Here is a 16,168-nt window from a genome sequence, read left to right on the forward strand (position 1 = left end):
ATCCGCAATTACTGTGGATAACTATATGGAAAAGCGGTGTAGATAAATATAATGTCTTGATATTGAAAGACTAAAAATAATAGGTTGTTTTTTAATCTCTATTTGACAATGGCAATTGCGAAACCATCATGGCCTTTTGAGCCAACGGTTTGCAAAGCTGTACAAGAAAGCAGTTGAGGGTGGTCTTTCAATGCAGTGAAAGCTTCACGAATTCCTTCTATACTCGGTTTCTTGTTATCTGCATCCAGAATTGCCCCTGCACGAATCACATTATCTAATACGATGATGGTACCTGAGTGTGACAGCTTGAGGCTGAGTTCAAAATATTCGCGGTAACTTTGTTTGTCTGCATCAATAAAAATTAGATCAAAGGGTTCACTACCATCTGCAATGAGCTGGTTCATGATATCGGCACCACGGCCTTTTTTGAGTTCGATAGTCGTTGGCATACTGGCATAATCAATATTTTCTTGGGCGATGATCACATGAGTGTCGCGTCCCTCAACCGTCAGTAGATAGCCATCTTCAGGTAAGGCTTTGGCAAGCCAAATGGTACTGTATGCCCCAAACGTACCGAGTTCCAATACACGTTTGCATTTGTTCATCTGAATCAACATTTGCAAAAACATGCCTTGATTAGGTGCAACAGCCAAATGATTAGAAAAGCCCTGAGTATCAGTATTGTCTAATGCATGTTGAAGTCTTGGATCCGTGGGAATTAAATGTGAATTGATATAGTCATCAATTTCGGTCCACATCTGTTGCATAATCAAGTTTACCTACCAATTTGTTAGCTTTGCATTTTAAACGTTTATGCTCAGAGTGCAATTTTATTGCTGAATCAATCCGTATGATTGAAACAAAAAAGAGATCATTTTGATCTCTTTTTTTAAATGTGATCTATTTTAGAAATTACACATTGAGCTATTTCGAGTGAGGTCGGGTCCCCAGGTACGATAGCCTTGGGTATCGATATGAATCTGACCGGAACTATATAAGCCAATTCCCAAGTCTAGGCTTTGACCATGCTGAGCCCAGAACTGACATAACTTAAACTTGGTTTGTTCAATATAGGCATAGTCTTGAGGCTGAGGATATTCAGGTCCAATCCGAAAATCGATGGCTGAGTTGAATAAATGTTTTGAAGAGCCTGCACCACCCGCACACTGGTTGAGTGGTAAATCACGATAGACCGAAGTCACTTCAAAATCGGTCAAAATTTTGGCGGCGATTAAATATTTAAACACTCGTAAGGTCGAAAGGGAATTGCCCCACAATTCACGATTCGGCACCATATATTCAGTACGACCACATTTTTGCCAGTCGCGAGCAGTACGAAGTAACTCAAAGCTTGGAATAATATGTGCGACATTGTTGCGTGTTAAAAATTGCTCATATTCACGAACGCGTGCATAGTTTTCACCCTGATTCAGCCATTGGCGATAAGAGGCTGGCTCAACTTTGTTTGGGATCGGGCGGGTAAAAGTGACTTGTTCTTGAGGAATGTAAATTCTTTTACCTTGGTTTTGATTTACTTTTGTCGTTGAGCTGGTACAGCCCGCCATCATCACAGGGATGATAAATAATGATAATAGACCCTGTAATTTATTTCGCATCATAAAAAGGCAGTTCAAAATCTGTAGGCGTACTATTTTAATGCAAAATAGCGCATGAATAATGAGGTAATTGCAAAGAAATGTGTGGTTCGGGTATAAAAAAGACCAGTAAAACTGGCCTTTTTTATTATTTTTCTAAATACTGAAGCTTATCTGGTTTACCATTCCACTCTTCGCGGTCAGCAGGTTGTTCACCAATTTGCGTGATATTATTGCCCGCCCATTTTTCCGACAATTCAGCATTGAGCTCAATAAACACTTCTTGGCCTTCTGGTAACTCATCTTCTGAGAAAATCGCATTTGCAGGGCATTCCGGTTCACAGAGTGCACAGTCAATACATTCATCTGGATTAATTACAAGGAAGTTTGGACCTTCGTAGAAGCAGTCTACAGGACAAACTTCAACACAATCTTGATATTTACATTTAATACAATTTTCGGTGACAACAAAGGTCATGGCGGCAGCTACCTAAAAAATATGGTTTTCATTTTGCATAGCGTATTTTAGGCAAAAAATACCGATAGAAACAATTCCTTTTATTGATATTTATTATTCGTATCAATGAAATGGACTTATTTATATGACTTTTGTTGATAATACGTCTCAACAACAGCGTGAATTCGCTCATCTGTGTTTTTTCTTGAGACCACCACCATCTTGTTTATTGACTGTTGCCCAAGCAATACGTTCAGCATCTTCTTGAGAGCGACCTTGTTCTAACTCGCTTTCCTCGATATGTTTCGCTTGTCTTTTCTGTTTTGCTGTATAAGCAGATTTATCGCCACGAGACATGAGATTATCCTCTATCGACTTTTAGATCTGTTATAGCAATAGCATGCTCACTTAGGCGAATGGGTGAGAGATTGTTTATTTGAGCGGCAACTGTGTAAATCAGCTCTAGCATAAATGTTAGAGCTGATTTGAAGGCGATTAACTTTCAAGTGTTTGAGTTGTTTTGAATAAAGCCTTAAGTTGATAAAGTTGTTCAAGTGCTTGACGTGGCGTTAGGTCATCGACATCAATTTGCTGTAACAATTCCAAAGCAGGTGATTTCGTTTCGACTTCAACAATTCTCTCAACCACTTGGGTTTCGATCTCATGCTCGACAGCACTGAATAAGTCATTTTGCACACTACTTTGCAAGTGTTGATGCTGTTGTTTTTCCAAAATCTTCAAACGCTTCTGTGCTTCTTTTATCACGTTGGCAGGGATACCTGCCAATTTGGCAACTTGCAAACCATGACTTTGGCTGGCTGGGCCATGTTGAACTTTATGTAGCAAAATCAAATTGCCATTCAGTTCTTGAGCTGTAACATGATAGTTATCAATGCCAGCTTCGCTACCCAATTCAGTCAACTCAAAGTAATGCGTTGCGAATAGACAGAGGCATTTTACCCGTTTGGTTAAATCAACGACACAGGCCCAAGCCAAGGAAAGGCCATCATAGGTACTAGTACCACGACCCACTTCATCCATCAGAACGAGAGATTGGCTGGTCGCATGGTGCAAGATCTGCGAGGTTTCGGTCATCTCAACCATAAAGGTTGATTTACCAGTCGATAAATCATCGGCAGAGCCAATACGGGTAAAAATTCGATCAATCGAACCCAGTTTTGCAGCTTTGGCAGGTACGAAACTGCCGCAATAGGCCAATAGACTGATTAAAGCCGTTTGGCGCATAAAGGTCGATTTACCCCCCATGTTTGGACCCGTAATGATTGCCATGCGATGTTGCGTATCTAAAAAGGTATCATTCGGTGTGAAGGGGGCTTTATTTAAAGCTTCAACCACAGGATGGCGACCAGCCTGAATTTTGATACTGGTTTCAGGGATGTATTCTGGTCTTGCCCAATTGTTGAGGCGTGCTTGATGGGCAAAGTTTGCCAATACATCAATCGAAGCAATTGCAGCACTCATCATCTGCAAATGCGCAATATTCTGACGTAATTCATCCAGTAATGATTCAAACAAGAGTTTTTCACGGGCGAGGGCGCGGGATTCGCTGGACAGGACTTTATCTTCAAAGCCTTTCAATTCTGGCGTGATATAACGCTCAGCATTTTTGAGGGTTTGGCGGCGAATATAATCGGCAGGTGCTTGTTCTGCTTGGGCACGGGTTAACTCGATATAATAACCACTGACACGGTTGTAGCCGATTTTCAGTGTGTTAATTCCCGTACGTTCACGTTCTTTGATTTCTAAATCAATCAGAAACTGTCCTGCATGATCACGAATTTTACGCAGTTCATCCAACTCATCATCATAACCCTCTGCAATTACATTGCCATCACGAAGTAATACAGGCGGGCTTTCAACAATTGCAGCCATCAGATGTTTATGCAGGCTCTTGAAGTCGCCAAGTTCTTCATCTAATTGAGTTAATAACTTAGATTGCTGTGTTTTTAAAACAGGATCTAAGGCATGGCGAAGAAAAGGAATTTGTGCACAAGCTTGACGCAGTTGCACTAAGTCTCGTGGACGAGCGCTACCTAGTGCAACACGACTGAGTACACGTTCAATATCGCCAATTTCTTTTAAGACCAAACGTAGCGGTGACTCATGGTAGCCTTTGAGTAATTGTTCAGTCGCATCAAGACGTGCATCTAAAACCGCGGTGTCCCGAATTGGCTGCATCAGGGTACGGCTCAATAAGCGTCCACCCATTGCAGTTTGACAATCATTAATCAATTGGAACAGCGATGTACCATGATCAAATAGCGGCTCAATAATTTCTAAATTGCGACGAGTGATGGGATCCAGTGCAATAAAGTCCGTGCTTTGCTCAATTTGAATGGAACGGATATGTGGTAAGGCTGTTTTCTGAGTTTCTTTGGCATAGTGAATCAAAGCAGCAGCAGCAGCTTTCGCCAGTGGGAGTGGGTCTAAGCCAAATCCAGATAAGGTTGAAACACTAAACTGATCACATAAGGTTTTTTGTGCATTGTTTAAATTGAAGTCAACGTTTGGACGCTTGGTAATTGGGCAGTCCAGATTTTTCTTAATCTGCTCAATAATATTTTGATCGATTAGATCTTCATCAATCAAAATTTCACTTGGCATTAAACGTGCCAGCTCAATTGGTAGCTGTTCAGGTTTATAGTCTTGTTGTTGAACTTTAAAAATACCTGCACTCAAATCGAGTAAGGCAAAACCAATTTGATTTTGTTGGATACAGAGCGCGACCAGATTCGAGGATTGATAACTCCCCAATAATGCATCATCAGTTAATGTGCCAGGGGTTAGAATACGAACCACTTTACGTTCAACAGGTCCTTTGCCTGTGACTTCACCCACTTGTTCGCAAATCGCAACTGTGCGTCCAGCTTTGACTAAACGCGCGAGATAGCCTTCTGCTGCATGATAAGGTACACCCGCCATTGGAATCGGTTGGCCACTAGCCTTACCGCGATGCGTCAGCGTAATACCCAACAGTTTAGCTGCTAAATGTGCATCTTCGAAGAATAGCTCATAAAAGTCACCCATACGGTAGAATAGCAGGGCATGTTGATAGTCCGTTTTGACTTTGAGATATTGCTGCATCATCGGCGTATGAGATGAAAGATCAGCCATGATTTCAGCGCTATTCATGTATGTTAAATCCTTAAATTTAAATAATAAATAAGTTTAATTTGAACGTTTGGCTGCCTCGCCAATTCTAACAATCACTGTAAAATTCGACTAAATTGCGAAGGAAGTATACCTTTCTAAGGACTTCTATTCTGTCAAAATTGAGTCAACAGTGTATGAGAAATTGAATGACTTCCTCATTAGATCATCTTAACAAATTGAGAAAGATTCACAAAAAAGAATCCTGTGGTAGATGCAGAAATAAACAGCAAAAAGACGGTGATTCAAGTTGTTTGCATGCTCGGAAAATTAGAGAATTACAGATAAAACAAGTGAAGAACATATGAGATGTTCTTTGGCATGGTCATTGTTAATTTAAAGATGGTGTCCTAAATTGTCTTGTTAATGGCATTCTAGTGTGAATATTGGGTCTTTAAAATATGTAACAAATTATGCAAAATTCAACTGGGGTAGCGCTTATTATTTTATTTAATTTATTGATATTTATGAAATTTTGTTGAATTTATTTTACCTGTGTTTGAATCTTAAAAAAATTAAACCAAATTCTTAAAGATTAGGCATAATCAGAGCAACTATTGTCAAAAAGGTTAACATAAATGGATCCCTCGCCGGATACAAATTTAAAATACAATTTCATGACTCCTTGTTTTTGTTTAAGGAGTAAATAATGGAATTTTTATTAGATCCAGGGATTTGGGTAGGTCTGCTTACTCTAATCGTTTTAGAGATTGTTTTAGGGATTGATAATCTCGTCTTTATTGCCATTTTGGCAGATAAACTTCCTCCTTCCCAACGAGATAAAGCCAGAGTCATTGGTTTATCTCTCGCATTGATCATGCGTTTGGGCTTACTGTTCGCCATTTCATGGTTGGTCACATTAACCAAACCGCTCATCTTTATTTTTGACTGGTCTTTTTCAGGTCGAGATCTGATTCTTTTATTCGGTGGTTTATTCTTACTGTATAAAGCGGTAAGTGAATTACATGAACGTATGGAAGGCAAAGCAGAAGTCAAAATTACCACCAATGTGGTGTATGCAAGCTTTTCTGCAGTCGTAGCCCAAATTGTGGTGCTGGATGCCGTGTTCTCATTAGACTCAGTCATTACTGCCATTGGTATGGTGGATAATATCTACGTCATGATGGTCGCGATGGTTGTCGCCATGTTGGTGATGCTGTTGGCTTCTAAACCATTAACTGAGTTCGTCAATCGACATCCAACCGTCATTATTCTCTGTCTCAGCTTCTTACTGTTAATCGGTATTAGTTTGATTGCCGAAGGCTTTGGTTTCCATATTCCGAAAGGTTATATCTATTCGGGTATTGGTGTCGCGATTGTTATTGAGGCATTTAATCAGTTTACCCAACGCAACAGATCTAAACATGAGTCGAAGATCCCGTTGCGTAATCGAACAGCAGATACGATTTTAAAGCTTATGGGTGGCAAGGCAGAAACCACTGCAACCAATCCGCTGCAACATTTGCAAGCACAAGAAACATTTGATGACCAAGAACGTTATATGATCGGGGGCGTATTAACGCTGGCAGAACGATCTGTGGCCTCAATTATGACGCCACGTAGTCAAATTTCTTGGATTAACATCAACGAAACGCCAGAAAAAATACGTGAGCAGATCTTATCTGTGCCGCATAGCTTATTTCCAGTGTGTCGTGGTAGTTTGGATAAAGTGTTAACTGTGGTTCGCGCCAAGGAAATCTTGGATGCATTGGATGATGAGACGCAATTAAAATCACTGATTAAAGCACAACGTCCGATCTTTATTTTTGAAAAAATGAAAGTGATTGATGTGATCAATACATTGCGAACTTCTAAAGGCTCATTGGTGCTCGTGAATGATGAATTTGGAAATGTGCAGGGATTAATTTCACCTCTGGATGTTTTTGAAGCCATTGCGGGTGAGTTTCCAGATGCAGATGAGCAGCTTGATTTGATTCAAGTCGATGAACGTACTTGGAAAGCTGCAGGCACTTTGGATCTGTATCAACTTGAATTGCAGCTGGGTGTTGATCTGGTCGATGAAGAGACCGGCTATATTACTGTGTCAGGATTGATTCTAGATAAGTGTAATGGCATGGTGGAGGTTGGTTCAATGCTGGACTATCAAGACCTACAATTTGAAGTGGTGGAGATGGAAAGCAATCGAATTAAAACGGTGATGATTCGATTAAAGTAAATCATCTTGCTTAAAGCAGCGTTCAGGGTTGAATAAACTTTGAACTTGAATATAAAAGTCTGAATCAGGGGAGTAGTTTGTGATCAACAGACTGCTCCTTTTTTAATGTGTAATAACTAAAAAAGTGAATATCTAAGGCTTTAAGCCGCTATGATTGATCCTGATAATGACAGTCTTAAACTGGACACTTAAAAATGAAAAAAATCATCTTGGCATGTTCTATTTTGCTGCAAACACCGATGTATAGCCTAGCCAATGATTCAACGGGCTATGTGGGGACGGGCGGAGTGGCCTATCTTAAAAATGCGCATGTTGCGATGCAAAGTGAAGACTTATTTATTAGCAAGAAACTAATTAAAGTGAATTATCTTTATAAAAACTTAAGTAATAAAGATGTGACAGAAACCGTTTTGTTTCCCTTACCACGTATTGATAATTTCTTTGAAGCGGATTTTGCCCATACCGAAGCATTGCTAAAAAGCTTTAAAATTATAGTTGATGGTCAAAATATTCAGCCAGAAATGCATGTGCGTACTTTTATCCAAAAGGATGAAAAGTCGCCGTTGATTGATGCAACAGATCTATTTAAACAATGTGGTTTTAGTCAAACCGACATGCTTAATCCTTGGATGCGTAACAATGATGATGATCGCTATTTTGTCGATAAATTAAAGCAATGTAAGCAGCCACAAATGCAGAAGATATTGGCGAATTTTAAAAAAGATGATGAAATTCCATGGTCATCTCAAGTGATTTATAGTTGGAAGCAAACCTTTAAAGCCAATGCTCTGACCAAAATTCAGCATCAATATCAACCTTTGTTGGGTGGCGCGGTTGCTCTATATCCTGATGAATATAATCAAAACTTTTGTATGGATGCACAATTTAAGCAGGGCTTAAAAAAAGCCAAAGCAGAGAATTCACCGTTTAATGCTTTAAGCTATATTCTGACCACGGGGGCAAATTGGGCTAAACCGATTGAAAATTTTAAATTGACGATTGAGCGTGATAAGAATGAATTGGTTTCATTTTGTTGGAATGGCAAAGTTGAAAAAATTAGTTCAACACAATTTCAGATGAGCAAGCGTAACTTTGTTCCCAAACAGGATTTGGATATCATTTTTGTAAGAGTGAAATGAGTCAATCTACAAACGAGCTGCAACAAAAATCAATAAATAGGTAGCTTAATCAGGCGGATCACTCTCATACTATACAGCGAGAAAAGGATAGCGAGCTTTGGTTTAAAGTGAATTTAAAGAATCTGGAAGCATTTTACTGGGTGGTGACGCTGAATAGTTTTAATAAGGCAGCGACAAAATTACAAACCACTCAGCCAGCAGTATCACAGAAAATCACCGCGATTGAAAATGACCTTGGATTTAAAGTTTTAGATCGAAGTTTTCGCCAACTGAAACCGACGCACAAGGGCATGACCTTATTTAAATATGCTGAAAAATTGATGCGTTTAGAAACTGAACTCATCGCAGAATTAACTGAAAATCAGCATTTGACTGGTACAATTCGTTTGGGCGTTTCGGAAACCATAGTCTACACATGGTTGGTGGAATATATCGAGAAAGTTCAGCAGGAATTCCCTAAAGTTTCTGTGGAAATTGTGGTTGATCTAACCCCGAATTTACAAGAAGGCGTACGCACAGGTGATCTGGATATGGCCTTTTTACTCGGACCAACGCTGGCTTTTGAATGTATTGAACAGGCACTTTGTGACTTTGAACTTAGTTTCTTGGCTTCACCTTCATTTAAAGGAGGGATTGCTCAAATGTCATTTAAGACCTTAATGTCACATACCATTTTAACCTATCCAAAAATTACCTATCCCTATAAAGAGCTGAAAGCCAAAATGAAGGAACAGGGGCTGGATGAGCCGCTTTCGATCACCAGTTATTCCTTGGCAACATTATTACGACTTGCTGAGCAAGGTTTGGGAATCGCTGTGGTGCCGACCTTAACCGCTTTAAAAGAAATTACCGATGGTCGATTAGAAATATTAAATACACCAATTAAGTTAAAGACCTTTCACTTTACCTCTATTTATATTCAAGGCAATGATGCTGCATTGAAAGAGAAATTAACCGATGTCGCCGTGACGGTTTCTGAAAGTGCGATGAAAAGCTTGAATCAGAAAATAAAAATTTGAGGTGCTTAAAGCAAGCTTCTGTAAGAACCGTGTATATGGAATCCAACAGCTGCAAAGTTAAAAAATTATAAAAGCAGCTTATCAGGAGTGATAAGTAAAATTTATCTTTAAACTAATCATAAATAAAAAGTAATTAAATTCAATGGATTGATTTTAATTTTATATCTAAAAAGTCGTATTGTTCAGTTGGCTTGCATATGTTTTTATTTGAACGAGAAGATTTGATTACCCATCGCTGAGTGGGAGAACAGGGAATCTTTGTGATTTAAAAAGGATTAAAGAAGATCGTTTATAAACAAAATGATGCTCTTGGATCAAGTTGAAAATCGCGTTATTGAGCTCAAATGGATGAGGAACGCATCAATATGTCTTTACTGAAATCTTCTTTGCTATCAGATCGTCAATGGGCCATTGTCGCCTCCATTTTTATGATGGCAACCTCTGCCATGGGACCTGGGTTTTTAACCCAAACTGCTGTATTTACAGTGAAACTAGGGGCTGCATTTGGTTTTGCCATTTTAGTTTCAATTTTGATTGATTATGTGGTGCAGCAAAATATTTGGCGTGTAGTGACGCTCACGCAAATGCGTGCATCCGATATTGCCAATAAGGCTTTACCAGGCAGTGGTTATTTACTTGCATTTCTGGTGATTTTAGGTGGTTTCTTCTTTAGTATCGGAAATATTGCAGGTGCTGCACTGGGGCTGAATGCGCTATTTGGTCTGGATACCAAATGGGGCGGTATCCTCAGCGGGGCATTGGCGATTTTGATTTTCGCTTCAAGAAAAGCCACGCTTGCGATGGACAAAAGCATGATCGTATTGGGATTGCTGAAAATCATCCTGATCATCATTGTGGCTGTGATTGTAATGCCGCCTGTTGGGCAGGCGGTACAGCAAACCTTTGCACCAGATCAGATTGACTTTGCCATTATTACCACCATTGTCGGTGGCACGGTGGGTGGTTATATCTGTTATGCAGGTGCGCACCGTCTACTTGATAAAGGTGCGGTTGGCCCTGAAAATATTGATGAAGTAGCCAAAGCTGCGACCAAAGGTATTGTGGTGGTTGGTATCATGCGCTATGTCTTATTTTTAGCCTTCTTGGGTGTGGTAGTGAGTGGAGCAAGTATTGATTTAGCCAGTCATAATGCTAATCCAGCGGCACAAGCATTCCAATATGCAGCAGGCACATTTGGTTATAAATTATTTGGCCTGATCTTTTGGGCAGCAGGTATTAGTAGCACCATTGGTGCAGCTTATACCTCGGTTTCATTCTTTAGTGCATTTAAAAAGAATTTAACCCCAAAACAAAGCAACTATACCACCATCACTTTTATTGCCTTAGCCTTATTACTCTATGTGGTATTAGGGGCAACGCCAGCAGGTCTGCTCATTTTTGTGGGTGGTTTTAACGGTTTAGTGTTGCCAATTGGCCTTACAATTTTTGTCTATGTTGCGGCTTGCCGTAGAGACTTGATGGGCAATTATAATTATCCAAAATGGTTAATTATTCTAGGTGCGTTAACCTGTGTATTGACGTGGTGGATGGGCTATATGTCATTTACAACCGTGTTTAACTATTTGACCAAACTTTAAGCTAGATAATCGTATAGCGAAAAAGGAATACTGCCATGTTTGTAGATTTAAACAGTGATTTGGGCGAAAGCTTTGGCTCATGGAAAATGGGTAATGATGATCAGATATTACCTGTGGTGACCAGTGCCAATATCGCATGTGGTTTTCATGCTGGCGATCCGCTCGGCATTTTAAAAACAGTTCGTAAAGCAGTTGAGCTTGGTGTGACCATTGGTGCTCATGTGTCTTACCCAGATCTGGTTGGTTTTGGCCGCCGTAATATGGATGTGTCACGTGATGAACTGATTGCTGATGTGCTGTATCAAATTTCAGCATTGGACGGTTTGGCAAAAGTGGCAGGTTCGAAAGTGCAATATGTTAAACCACATGGCGCGCTGTATAACACCATTGCTCATGATCAAGCTCAGGCAGCCGCTGTGATTGATGCGATTAAAATGTACAACCCTGAACTGGTTTTAGTGGCTTTGGCGGGGTCAAGCTTGGTCGAGCAGGCGCGTGCCGCTGGTTTAAACGTGGTGTCTGAAGCATTTGCAGACCGCGCTTATAACAGCGATGGTTCACTGGTCTCTCGCCGTCTAGAAGGTGCAGTTTTACATGACTCGGCATTTGTGGCGAGCCGTGTGGTGTCTATGCTTAAAAATGGTGGGGTCGAGTCAATTGATGGCGTATTTACCCCAATTCAGGCCGACACCATTTGCTTACATGGAGACACCGACGGTGCATTAGAAATGTCGGCAGCGATTAAAGCCGAGCTTGTAAAAAATAATATCGAAATCAGACCATTTGTAAACAAAGCATAAGGATGAGCACCATGTATAAGGATATTAAAGTCGAACCAGCTCAGCTTAAAGCCGCTTTAGATGCGCGTTTAAAAATCCGTGCTGGCTTTGACAAACCGACAGCAGGTATGGCTGCGGGTATGACACAGGTCAACATGATTTCGGTGCCAAAAGCGTGGGCCTATGACTTTTTACTCTATGCACATCGTAATCCACAAAGCTGCCCAGTCCTTGATGTGCTCGAAGAAGGCATCTATGCAACTCAGCTTGCAGCAGACTCAGACATCCGAACCGACTTCCCGCGCTATCGCATTTGGAAAGAGGGAGAAATGGTTGAAGAAGTGACCGATGCCAGCGAGATTTATAATGCTCATCCTGATTTGGTGACTTTCTTGATTGGTTGCAGTTTTTCGTTTGAAACCGCTTTGCAAGAAGCGGGGATCGAAGTTCGCCATATTCATGATGACACTAATGTGCCGATGTATTTGAGCAATATAAAGTGCGAACCAGCAGGGCGAATCTCAGGCAATATGGTGGTTTCTATGCGACCAATTCCATCACATCAAATTAGTGAAGCCGTAAAAATTACCGCACGTATGCCAAGTGTACATGGTGCACCAGTGCATATTGGACACCCTGAAAGTTTAGGAATTTTAGATGTAAATAAACCTGATTTTGGTGAAGCCTCTCGTATCGAAGCAGGTGAGATTCCTGTGTTTTGGGCATGTGGGGTAACACCGCAAGCGGCAGTCATGAATTCGAAAATTCCTTTTGCGATTAGTCATGCACCGGGTCACATGTTGATTACCGACATTCCTGACCGTGCTTGGATTGGTTAATTGGACTAAAGAACAATTAAAAGGATAAGCAAATGCGTTTTTTATCCGTAAACGCCGACTGTTTTCTGATTGAGCTTGCGAGCCTCGAAGAAACATTGGCGTTGTACAATAAATTGCAACATACGCAATTGAATGGAATTAAAGACTTAGTCCCTGCTGCAAAAACAATTTTGGTTTTTTTTAACGAGATCGAAACCAACTTTAAAACGCTGGTTGCTTCAATTCAGAGGCTCAAAATTGCTGCTGGATTTGAGCGTAGCGGCCAAGAAGTGATTGTGCCGATTCGTTACGATGGCGAAGACCTTGTGCAGGTTGCCGAGTTACAAGGGTTATCTGTTGCCGATGTGATTAGAAAACATCACCATAGCGTCTGGAATGTAGCTTTTATTGGTTTTGCGCCGGGCTTTGCGTATATGAGCAGTCCCGATAAGCCTTTTACCGATATTCCACGCTTAACGGTTCCGCGTAAAAAAATACCCTCAGGCTCTTTGGGTTTGGCTGGACAATACTCTGGTATTTACCCAAAAGACAGTCCGGGTGGCTGGCAGTTGATTGGGGGCACATCGGAAAAAATGTGGGATTTGGAGCGGAAAAATCCAGCACTATTGTTACCAGGCATGACCGTACATTTTGAGGATGTCACGTATCGTCCAACCACAGTGACTGTACCGCAGCAAATCACGCGCACAGTTGAGCCAAAACAATCGCTGCCGCTGTTTAAGATTACTGCGCCAAGTTTACAGATGCTGATTCAAGATGAAGGGCGCTTAAACCAGACCAAGATTGGCGTTGGAATGGCAGGTGCAATGGATTTGTCTGCCATGCACAGTGCTAACCGTATTGTGGGGAATCCAACTAATACACCTGTCATTGAAGTTTTAAATGGCGGATTGAAAGCCAAAATGCAGCATGCCGCCGTGATTGCTGTTACAGGTGCCATCTCAAATATTCGTGTGAAATTTACTGATGGTCAAAGCGCAGACTTTACAAGTGATCAGCCGATTGATCTGGATGAAGGCGATGAGTTTCATATTCAACCACCCACGGCAGGCTTACGAAACTATGTTGCCGTTCGTGGAGGTATCGACGTTCAACCCATACTGAATAGTGCTTCATTTGATAGTTTGGCGGTGTTAGGGCCAGAACCTTTAAAGCTTGGAGATACTATTTACCAAGGACAGATAAAGGCAGCCAACATTAGTGTCAATGAAGTGGGTAAAAACGATTTGCCCAAAGTTGGTGATGTGGTTGAGCTAGACATCGTGATGGGTCCACGTACCGATTGGTTTGAGCAAGACAGTATTGAACTGTTGTGTCAGCAGGAATGGCTAGTGACCAATGAAAGCAATCGCGTTGGGCTCAGACTTTCAGGCGCACAGCCTTTAACACGCACAATTACCCATGAACTCGAAAGTGAAGGCACATGCATTGGCGCTTTGCAGATTCCACCCAGTGGCCAACCGGTTTTGTTTATGAATGATCACCCTTTAACGGGTGGCTATCCCGTCATTGCCGCCGTTGCAAAACATCATTGGGATTTGGTGGCACAGATTCCTGCGGGTTGCTGGATTAAATTTAAAAAAATTGCCGAATTTACAGATTTTGAGAATAAATGATGAAAACTGAAAAATTACTGATTGCCAATCGTGGTGAAATTGCCGTTCGTATTATCCATGCTTGCCGTGATATGGGAATTGCATCGGTCGCGTTATATGCTGATGACGACATTGGCAGTATGCATGTCGAACTTGCAGATGAAGCATGGGGTTTGGCTGGTGCAACCGCCAGTGAAACCTATTTAAATATTGCAGCCATTATCGAGATTGCAAAGAAATCCAAAGCAACCATGGTGCACCCAGGGTATGGCTTTTTATCTGAACGTGCCGAATTTGCTCAAGCAGTGATTGATGCAGGTTTAAAATGGGTCGGGCCATCACCGAGTGCAATTGAAAAATTAGGCGATAAAATCGAAGCACGTAAAATTGCGGCTTCGGTCGGTGCACCTTTGGTTCAAGGGACCCAAGACCCACTCAATAATGCCGATGAAGCTTTAGCATTTGCCAAACAATTTGGTTTACCGATTGCGATTAAGGCTGCATTTGGTGGTGGTGGTCGTGGTTTAAAAGTGGTGTGGAAACTTGAAGAAGTCAAAGAGCTGTATGAGTCTGCAGTACGAGAGGCCAAAGCTGCCTTTGGTCGTGGTGAATGTTTTGTTGAGCAATATCTAGATCAACCGCGCCATGTAGAAGCGCAAGTGATTGCTGACCAACATGGCAATATTGTGGTACTCGGAACGCGTGATTGCTCTTTGCAACGTCGTAACCAGAAATTAGTTGAAGAAGCGCCAGCACCCTTTATTAGCGATGAGATCTATCAACAAATCTTAAGTTCGGCAAAAAATATCTGTCAGGCGGCAAACTATGTCGGTGCGGGGACAGTTGAATATTTACTCAGTCGTGACGGAAAGCTTTCATTTTTAGAAGTAAACACCCGTTTGCAAGTTGAGCATCCTGTCACTGAAGAAACCTCAAAAGTCGATTTGGTGGTAGAACAAATCCGTGTCGCACAAGGGCATACCTTGTCGATTCAAGAAACACCAAAAGCACAAGGCCATGCGATTGAGTTTCGTATCAATGCCGAGGACCCAGCACGTGGGTTTATTCCAGCATTTGGTGTGCTGAGCTTATTTGAAGCGCCGTTTGGTCATGGCGTACGCGTCGATACAGGGGTCCGAACTGGGTCATTGGTCTCCAGTCATTTTGACTCTCTCATGGCAAAACTGATTGTGACGGGCCCAACCCGCGAAGTTGCTATAGCCCGCGCTAAACGTGCGTTAAAGCAATTTAAAATTGAAGGTGTGGCTTCGGTTTTAGATTTCCACCGTGCGGTACTCAATGAACCTGATTTTAGTGATGAGTTTAATATCCATACCCGTTGGATCGAAAACGATTTTAAACAGGAGTTGAAGCCAAGCAAACGCAGTATTCCCAATCATCAACAACCCATGCTGCTCAGCTATATTGAAATTGATGGCAAATTACATCGTTTAGGTTTACCAGCAGGCATGTTTGCACAAAATCCTGCAAGTGCGGTTGAACAGCAGCAGTCGATTGAACCTGAACTGAGCGCTGAGCATTTACTGGCTCCGATCAATGGTGTGATTAGTTCATGGAAAGTTACGCAGGGTGAGCAGGTGACCAAAGGGCAGATTGTCGCGATTATGGAAGCCATGAAAATGGAAGTCCCCGTGCTTGCGCATCAAAATGGAGTCATTCAAATCGTGGCAGAACAGGGAAAAAGTTATCAGGCTGAATCGATTATTGGCATGATCGAATGATGCTCGACAGCAGTCGGTATACATGAAATTGAAGCGATGAAAAGAAGCAATTGATTGC

Annotated in this window: 13 protein-coding genes; 8 read left to right on the plus strand and 5 right to left on the minus strand. The window is 41.4% G+C overall.

The annotated features are described in order from the left end of the window. Positions 1-98: 98 nt before the first annotated feature. The 5 genes from F993_RS16115 to mutS form a co-directional block, all read right to left on the minus strand. A complete protein-coding gene (locus F993_RS16115) occupies positions 99-767 on the minus strand; it encodes an O-methyltransferase (protein WP_004652741.1) in 669 nt (222 codons plus the stop codon). Positions 768-905: 138 nt separating this feature from the next. Further along, positions 906-1,619 carry a D-Ala-D-Ala carboxypeptidase family metallohydrolase gene (locus F993_RS16110; protein ID WP_004652742.1) on the minus strand — a complete coding sequence of 238 codons (714 nt, stop codon included), beginning with the start codon at positions 1,617-1,619 and terminating at the stop codon, positions 906-908. A gap of 124 nt (positions 1,620-1,743) precedes the next feature. Beyond that, positions 1,744-2,073: a ferredoxin FdxA gene (fdxA, locus tag F993_RS16105; protein ID WP_004652744.1), complete on the minus strand. Its 330-nt coding sequence runs from the start codon at positions 2,071-2,073 to the stop codon at positions 1,744-1,746. A gap of 168 nt (positions 2,074-2,241) precedes the next feature. Next, a complete protein-coding gene (locus F993_RS20450) occupies positions 2,242-2,409 on the minus strand; it encodes a hypothetical protein (RefSeq protein WP_004652745.1) in 168 nt (55 codons plus the stop codon). A 138-nt stretch (positions 2,410-2,547) separates the two neighbouring features. Further along, positions 2,548-5,205, minus strand: a complete 2,658-nt coding sequence (gene mutS / locus F993_RS16095; RefSeq protein ID WP_004652746.1) for a DNA mismatch repair protein MutS — start codon at positions 5,203-5,205, stop codon at positions 2,548-2,550. A 667-nt stretch (positions 5,206-5,872) separates the two neighbouring features. Between mutS and F993_RS16090 the strand changes: the two genes are divergently transcribed. From F993_RS16090 to F993_RS16055, 8 genes are all read left to right on the plus strand, one after another. Further along, positions 5,873-7,399 carry a TerC family protein gene (locus F993_RS16090; RefSeq protein WP_004652747.1) on the plus strand — a complete coding sequence of 509 codons (1,527 nt, stop codon included), beginning with the start codon at positions 5,873-5,875 and terminating at the stop codon, positions 7,397-7,399. Positions 7,400-7,593: 194 nt separating this feature from the next. Further along, positions 7,594-8,538: a DUF4424 family protein gene (locus tag F993_RS16085; RefSeq protein WP_004652748.1), complete on the plus strand. Its 945-nt coding sequence runs from the start codon at positions 7,594-7,596 to the stop codon at positions 8,536-8,538. A 107-nt stretch (positions 8,539-8,645) separates the two neighbouring features. Continuing rightward, positions 8,646-9,557 carry a LysR family transcriptional regulator MumR gene (gene mumR, locus F993_RS16080; protein ID WP_004652749.1) on the plus strand — a complete coding sequence of 304 codons (912 nt, stop codon included), beginning with the start codon at positions 8,646-8,648 and terminating at the stop codon, positions 9,555-9,557. Between the two features lie 344 nt (positions 9,558-9,901). Then, the gene (locus F993_RS16075) at positions 9,902-11,155 is read left to right on the plus strand and encodes an NRAMP family divalent metal transporter (RefSeq protein ID WP_004652750.1); all 1,254 of its coding nucleotides are present in this window, start codon (positions 9,902-9,904) and stop codon (positions 11,153-11,155) included. A 35-nt stretch (positions 11,156-11,190) separates the two neighbouring features. Beyond that, the gene (locus tag F993_RS16070) at positions 11,191-11,955 is read left to right on the plus strand and encodes a LamB/YcsF family protein (protein ID WP_004652751.1); all 765 of its coding nucleotides are present in this window, start codon (positions 11,191-11,193) and stop codon (positions 11,953-11,955) included. A 2-nt stretch (positions 11,956-11,957) separates the two neighbouring features. Then, complete coding sequence (locus F993_RS16065; protein ID WP_085942722.1) at positions 11,958-12,773, plus strand: putative hydro-lyase; 816 nt, start codon at positions 11,958-11,960, stop codon at positions 12,771-12,773. 32 nt (positions 12,774-12,805) lie between these two features. Beyond that, positions 12,806-14,389 (plus strand): 5-oxoprolinase subunit B/C family protein, encoded by a 1,584-nt coding sequence (locus F993_RS16060; protein ID WP_004652753.1) that lies wholly within the window; start codon positions 12,806-12,808, stop codon positions 14,387-14,389. After that, positions 14,389-16,110 carry an acetyl/propionyl/methylcrotonyl-CoA carboxylase subunit alpha gene (locus F993_RS16055; RefSeq protein ID WP_032812397.1) on the plus strand — a complete coding sequence of 574 codons (1,722 nt, stop codon included), beginning with the start codon at positions 14,389-14,391 and terminating at the stop codon, positions 16,108-16,110. The genes F993_RS16060 and F993_RS16055 overlap by 1 nt, the downstream gene beginning before the upstream one ends. The last annotated feature ends 58 nt before the right edge of the window (positions 16,111-16,168 follow it).

The organism is Acinetobacter proteolyticus (assembly GCF_000367945.1).
Classification (GTDB): domain Bacteria; phylum Pseudomonadota; class Gammaproteobacteria; order Pseudomonadales; family Moraxellaceae; genus Acinetobacter; species Acinetobacter proteolyticus.